Genomic DNA, 4,844 nt, shown 5'->3' on the forward strand with positions numbered 1-4,844 from the left:
ATTCACACTGGAGTGGAACCCGGATGAACGCAATTTCGAGGAAAGAAGGGCCGGGGAAGAACGGGCAGCGAATCCTGTCCCTGTGGTTTCCGCACCTCGCCGCGGAAAGGATCCTGCGGCAGCGTCTGGGGCGGTCCTGGCGTTCGCGGCCGTCGGATCACCTGCCCTTGGTGATCAGCCATCGCCAAGCGAACGCGCAGCGCATCGCCGCCCTCGACGAGCGGGCTGAGGCGCTTCATCTGAAGCGCGGCATGGGCATAGCCGACGCGCGCGCCATGCACCCATCGATCGACGTAGTGGAAGCCGATCCCGAGGCCGACCGCCGCCTGCTCGAAAGCCTCGCCGACTGGTGCGACCGCTACACTCCGCTGGTGGCGATCGACGCAGCCGACGGCCTGTTTCTCGACGTCACCGGCTGCACCCACCTTTTCGGCGGTGAACGGGCGATGCTGGACGACATTCTGTCGCGCTTTTTCCATCAGGGTTTCGATGTCCGCGCCGGCCTTGCCGCCACACCTGGTGCTGCTTGGGCGGCAACGCGGTTTGCCAGTGACCGTATCGTCCCCGGTGGCGAGGAGGAAGCGCTACTCGCACCCTTGCCGCTGGCGGCGCTGCGCATCGAGCCTGATATCCGCGCCAGCCTGGAAAGCGTCGGCCTGCGCACGGCGGGCGCCGTCATGGCAGCACCGCGCGCGCCGCTCGCCCGCCGCTTCGGCACATCGCTGCTTTTGCGCCTCGACCAGGCGCTCGGCCGCCTTGACGAGGCGGTGTCGCCGCGCCTGCCGGTCGCGCCGCTTTCGGTCGAACGCCATCTCGCAGAACCCATCATGCTGACCGACGAATTAGAGCGGCTGTGAAAATGCTGGCGACGACATTGAAGATGGACCTCGAGCGCCGCGGCGAGGGCGCAAGAAGGCTGGCGCTGCTGCTTTTCCGCGTTGACGGCGCCGTCAGCCGCATCGCGGTCGGCACGTCGCGGCCCTTGCGCGAGCCGTTGCTGATCCAGAAATTGTTTCACGAAAGGCTCGCCGCGCTCGAACAGGACATCGATGCCGGCTATGGCTTCGATCTCGTGCGCCTCTCGGTCCTGTCGGCCGCGGCCTTCGACATGCAGCAGGCGGATCTCGCCGGCGAAACGCACGATGACGGCGCCGACATCGCCCTTTTCGCCGACCGCATCCGCGCCCGGCTCGGCGAAAGCGCGGTTTTGAAACCGGTTGCCGTCGAGAGTCATCTGCCGGAGCGCGCCGTCGCCACGCTTCCCTATGCGGAGGCGCCGCAAAGGGTCTCTCCGCCGAAGAAGCCGGACAAGATACAAGACACTTCATCCACGCCTGTCTTTCGGCCGGAACGGCCGATCCGGCTGTTCCGTTCGCCCGAACCGATCGAGGTGCCGGCCACCGAAATGCCTGAGGGACCGCCGATGAACTTCCGCTGGCGGCGCGCGCTGTACCGGGTCGCGCGCGCCGAAGGGCCGGAACGCATCGCCCCGGAATGGTGGCGGGAGACGTCGGGGCCGGAAGACGCGCCGACCCGGGATTATTTCCGCATCGAGGATAGCGACGGCCGCCGTTATTGGCTCTACCGCCAGGGTCTCTACGGCGCCTCTCAAGTCCCGCCGCGCTGGTTCATGCATGGGGTCTTCGCATGAACGCGCTGACGGTCGTTCCCTATGCCGAATTCGGCATCCAGTCGAATTTCTCGTTCCTGCGCGGCGCCTCGAAACCGGAGGAGCTGGTGGTCGCGGCAAAGTTTCTGGGCTTTTCGTCGATCGGGCTTGCCGATCGCAACACGGTGGCCGGTGTCGTGCGCGCTTGGCAGCAGGCCAAGGTGGAAGGTCTTTCCTATCATCCCGGCTGCCGCCTGGTTTTTTGCGATGGCACGCCCGACGTTCTCGCCTATCCGCAGGACCGCAAGGGCTGGGGTCATCTGTGCCGCATGCTGACGCAAGCCAATATGCGCGACGATAGCGAAAAGGGCGCACCGCTTCTCTATCGCGACGACTTTTTTGAATGGGGCGATCTCATGTCCCTGGCGGTCCTGCCGGATCTGTCGACGTCGGCGGAGGATGGTCTCAGGCTGGTTAGCCGACTCAAAGACCGCTTCGGCAAGAATCTGCGGCTTGCCGTTTCGCCGGATTATCGCGGCAACGACCACTACCGTATCGAGCAGGCAGCTGCCATGGCTGAGGCATCAGGCCTTCCGCTGATGACGACCAACGACGTTCTTTACCATACGTCCGAACGGCGCCGGTTGCAGGACGTGCTGACGGCGATCCGCCTCAACGTGCCTGTTGCCGAAGCGGGGCTGGAACTGGCGGCCAATGCCGAGCGCCATTTGAAGCCGCCAATGGAGATGGCGCGGCTGTTCCGGCGGCATCCGCAAGCACTGGCGGAAACGCTGCGCTTTGCCGGCGAATTGAGCTTCTCTCTCAATGACCTCCAATACAATTATCCCGATGAACCGACGGAGTCGGGCCTCGGGCCACAGGCCGAACTGGAAAGGCTGGCTCGAGAGGGAGCCGCGATGCGCTACCCCTCAGGCGTTCCCGCCGATGTGACTAGGCGGATCCGGGAAGAGCTCGCTTTGATCGAGCGCCTGAACTACGCGCGCTATTTCCTGACTGTCTACGACATCGTCAAATTCGCCCGCAGCCAGGGCATACTCTGCCAGGGGCGTGGCTCCGCGGCTAACTCGGTGGTCTGCTATTGCATCGGCATCACCGAAGTGGGACCCGAGCGGATCGACTCGCTTTTCGAGCGTTTCATTTCCGAGGAAAGAAACGAGCCGCCCGACATCGATGTCGATTTCGAGCATGAAAAGCGCGAAGAGGTCATCCAGTACATCTACGAGAAATACAGTGCCAAGCGCACTGCGCTTGCCGCGGCCGTCGTCAGCTACCGGGGCCGCTCGGCGATGCGCGAAGTGGCCAAGGCGATGGGCCTGTCGGACGATGTCAGGAGCGCGTTGTCCAGCTCGATCTGGGGTTGGTCAACCTCGGAGCTCGGCGAAAAGGAGACCAGGGCCGGCGGCCTCGACCAGACCGACCAATCGACAAGGCATGTGATCGAATGCGCCAACGAGATCATGGGCTTTCCCCGTCATCTGTCGCAGCATGTCGGTGGCTTCGTCATCACCAGGGACCGGCTCGACGAGATCGTGCCCATCATCAAGACGGCGATGGACGAACGCAAGATGGTCGAGTGGGACAAGGACGATCTCGACGCGGTGAAAATCCTTAAAGTGGACGTGTTGGCGCTCGGCATGCTGACCTGCCTGCAGCGCGCCTTCACCCTGCTCCAGGATCATTATCCGGAGGCGCGGGATGGCTATGGGCAACCATATGTGCTGGCCACCCTCCCTGCCGAGGACAAACATGTCTACGACATGATCTGCCGCGCCGACACGATCGGCGTCTTCCAGATCGAATCCCGCGCCCAGATGTCGATGCTGCCGCGCCTCAGGCCGAAAACATTCTATGACCTGGTCATCGAGGTGGCGATCGTGCGACCAGGCCCGATCCAGGGCGACATGGTCCACCCCTATCTGCGCCGCCGGCAGGGCAAGGAAAAGCCCGAATATCCCAAGCCGGAACTGGAAGAAATACTCGGCAGGACACTGGGCGTTCCGCTGTTCCAGGAACAGGCGATGAAGATCGCCATCGTCGCCGGCGGCTTCAGGCCGGGCGAGGCCGATGAACTGCGCCGCGCGATGGCCACCTTCAAGCGCACCGGCACGATCGGCAATTATCGCAAGCGGATGGTCGATGGCATGGTTTTGCGGGGTTACGAAAAGGACTTCGCCGAGCGCTGCTTCAAGCAGATCGAGGGTTTTGGCGAATACGGCTTTCCCGAAAGCCATGCCGCCTCCTTCGCCCTGCTGGTCTATGCCTCCTGCTGGTTCAAGGCATTTTATCCAGACGTGTTCTGCGCCGCGATCCTGAATTCCCAGCCGATGGGATTTTATCAGCCGGCTCAGCTTGTCCGCGACGCGCGCGACCATGGCGTCGAAATCCGCGAGGTCGACGTCAATTTTTCCGGTTGGGACTGCGCATTGGAGGACGCACCCTTCGACCCGGCCCGCATCCTCGGCCGCCATGCCGAAATGCGCGGTGTCATCCGGACCAATCATGCCGTCCGGTTGGGTTTTCGCCAGGTCAAGGGCCTGTCGAAGGAGCGCATGGAGGTGTTTGTCGCCAGACGCGGCGACGGCTACGAATCCGTTCGCGATGTCTGGCTGCGCTCAGGCCTCTACGTCGATGAGATCGAGAAACTGGCGCAAGCCGACGCTTTCCGTTCGCTCGGCCTCGACCGCCGCGACGCCCTGTGGGCGGTCCGCGCGCTCGACGGCAAGAGTGCCGCCGAGACCTTGCCGCTGTTCGACCAGCCGGCGATCCGCTTGCGCGATCTTGAGCCCGCGACCAGGCTGCCGACAATGCCGCTCGGCGAGCACGTCATCCACGACTACCGTTCGCTCGGCCTGTCGCTGAAGGCGCATCCGCTTGCCTTTCTGCGCCAGCGGCTGGACCGTTCCGGCGTCACGCCCAATGCGCGCCTCGGCCAGGTTCGGGACGGCAAGCGGGTTTCGGTCGCCGGTCTTGTCCTGGTGCGGCAGCGGCCGGGTAACGCCAAAGCGATTTTCCTGACGCTGGAAGACGAGCAGGCGGTGGCCAACGTCATTTTCTGGGAAAGAACCTTCAACCGCTACCGGCCCATTGTCATGGGCGCGCGGTTAATCCGTGTCACCGGCAAACTGCAGTCGGAATCGGACGTCATCCATATCGTCGCCGACAAGGTCGAGGATTTGACACCGTGGCTTTCCGTGCTTTTGGAGGAGGCCGGCAC

The 4,844-nt window shown here is 63.7% G+C and carries 1 protein-coding gene and 1 pseudogene; both read left to right on the forward strand.

Going from position 1 to position 4,844, the window contains the following annotated elements:
* The first annotated feature begins 23 nt into the window (after nucleotides 1–23).
* Nucleotides 24–1,651 (forward strand): annotated as a pseudogene (locus EOA86_RS41535) (DUF6504 family protein).
* Nucleotides 1,648–4,844 (forward strand): error-prone DNA polymerase (locus EOA86_RS22490; RefSeq protein ID WP_128343645.1); only part of this gene is annotated, 3,197 nt, incomplete at its 3' end. The pseudogene EOA86_RS41535 and the gene EOA86_RS22490, both read left to right, overlap by 4 nt.

The sequence above is a fragment of the Mesorhizobium sp. M5C.F.Ca.IN.020.32.2.1 genome (assembly GCF_004023105.1).
Lineage (GTDB): Bacteria > Pseudomonadota > Alphaproteobacteria > Rhizobiales > Rhizobiaceae > Mesorhizobium > Mesorhizobium wenxiniae.